We start from the raw sequence: 1,895 nt of genomic DNA, 5'->3' as shown, positions 1-1,895 counted from the left end.
GCCAAAGCTTTGGCCGCAACCGGCGCCGAGCGCGAATGCAACGCGACATCGACAACGGCGGCGATAGCAAGAACGCTCCGTCGCGACAATAAGTTCATATCCTACCTCCTACTATGAGTCGGCGGCTCGTCTAGCGCCACCACCGATACCAGAGGATTGCACCGGTTATAAATGATATTGCAATTACCATAATTGTGGTGTTGGCGATGCGTCATTGCAAGGGCGACCCTAGAGTGAAGGAAAAATTACAATGCGCCTGCCGCTGGTTTGGCTTAAGGCATCAGCGGTGGCGACAGCCTCGCGTCGAGAACGCCCATCGGCGCGTAGTTTTTCGTTTTGGAGCTGATGGGCTGACGCGAACGGCCATGAAGTTTACCGTAACCTCTAGGGTTGGCGTCACCGAAGTCGTCGACCGACCTGAAAGTGCAAGGGCTGCTCTTGAGCACGTCCTCGTGCTACTCGGGCGTAAGCGGAACGATGTTTGCATCGTTGATGAGGACGGCCGGCGTCGAACTCCGGCGGATCTATGCCGGCTGGCAGCCCGGGAAGTTGCAATGCTGCCCGATCATCAAGACTGAGCTTCTGAGCCTGTCCTAAGCGACGCCCCGCAAGCAAGCGGCCGTCGGGCGACTCGGTGGCGGTTCCGCGGGGTGACTATCGGGTCAAAAGGGCCAGTCGCCCTCATGCCGTCCTCTACCCGCCGCGACAATCTTGGCGACCGCGGCGTCCAGTCTCTTGGCGGCGGCGAGCGCTCGATCATACTCAAGTTCACCGGGGCGGCTCTCGACCTCGATCGCATAGAATCTCACCCATGCCGCCGCCTGCTCCTCGCGCACCCATGCAGCCGCCTGCTCCTCTCCAGGAGTGTTGGGCAGGGCGTCATTCGTTGTCTGGTCGTCCGAAAAAATCATGCTCTTCTCTAGACGTCGCATCCGAGCACAGTCATGCTTTGTAATTAGAATGTCAACTTATAAATTATGTAAATATGCCAGAGGCCAAGGCGACGTTAGTGAGGCAAGCAGCGATTCCCTCGCGAGGAATCGGAGCATTGGCGGCGACGATCGCGCCCTGGTCGGGCAGGCGCTCATCCGTGCTGGACGCCTTATTCGGTTGATTAGGCGGACCGCGATCTGCGGCCACGGCGCGGCACAGGATGTTGCAGCGTATGCGCGAGCGGCGGCTTCAGCCGCCCTTTTTGTTTGCTCAATTATAGGCCCACTGGCTCGAACTCTACACCGACAGTTGACAGCATTAATGCGCAGCGTCATTGTGATACAACCGGTGCGTTGTAAGCCCTTCGGCCCGGCTTTGAACGGCGAAATCCGCAAACCCCCTTGCGGCGCTCCTCCGTTCCAAGTGGGCTGGGGAGGGGGCGGCTTTCGGGCCGCCCTTTTTGCGGGGGTGGCGAATAAAAATAGTGCTGCCGTGTTTCAGCGCGCGCGCACTTGCCCTCCCGGAAGCGCGCGCACCTTGCACCCTCGCGTAGCGGGAGACTACGCGGGGGCTGCTTGCACCTGTTGTCGCGCCCGTAGCAATCTGCGGCTATCCCGTGCGCCCAAAGCAGGGCAATAGCGATGATCGCGCCCAGGAACGGCGCGACCGAGAAATAAGCCCCAGTCCGAGCGCTGCGGAGATGGCGCAGCGCCAAGACAAACAGCTCGAGGCTTAAGCCCACGCCGCAGAAGCCGACGGCCACCGTCGCGCCCTTTGCGCCGATCGATGGCAGGCGCGCTGCAAGAAGCAGCGCGATGACCAGATTCAGGCTGCTCGCCGGCGCCGGCATGAACCGCTTCGGCACCGGCATGCGCACTACCCGGACATCCACCATCGCCATGAACACGGCTAACGCCGCGGATCGAAGTCCATTGACAAAACCGGGTCGGTCGGAGTTATGA

At 60.7% G+C, this 1,895-nt stretch carries 1 protein-coding gene and 1 pseudogene; both read right to left on the bottom strand.

Annotation, left to right across the window (positions count from 1 at the left end):
* Window positions 1-662: 662 nt before the first annotated feature.
* Entirely contained in the window at window positions 663-911 is a 249-nt protein-coding gene (locus tag WCA53_RS10470) for a hypothetical protein (RefSeq protein WP_423908808.1), read from the bottom strand.
* Between the two features lie 353 nt (window positions 912-1,264).
* A pseudogene (locus WCA53_RS10465) lies at window positions 1,265-1,895 on the bottom strand (hypothetical protein); the annotation flags it as partial.

Origin of the sequence: Caballeronia sp. (assembly GCF_049581465.1) — a bacterium.
In the GTDB taxonomy this organism is placed as follows: domain Bacteria; phylum Pseudomonadota; class Gammaproteobacteria; order Burkholderiales; family Burkholderiaceae; genus Caballeronia.
This window is presented reverse-complemented; position numbering and strand designations above follow the sequence as displayed.

What these genes read in the sequence shown, in the direction of transcription:
- WCA53_RS10470 (WP_423908808.1), bottom strand. Translation starts at nt 911, where the DNA reads ATGATTTTTTCGGACGACCAGACAACGAATGACGCCCTGCCCAACACT.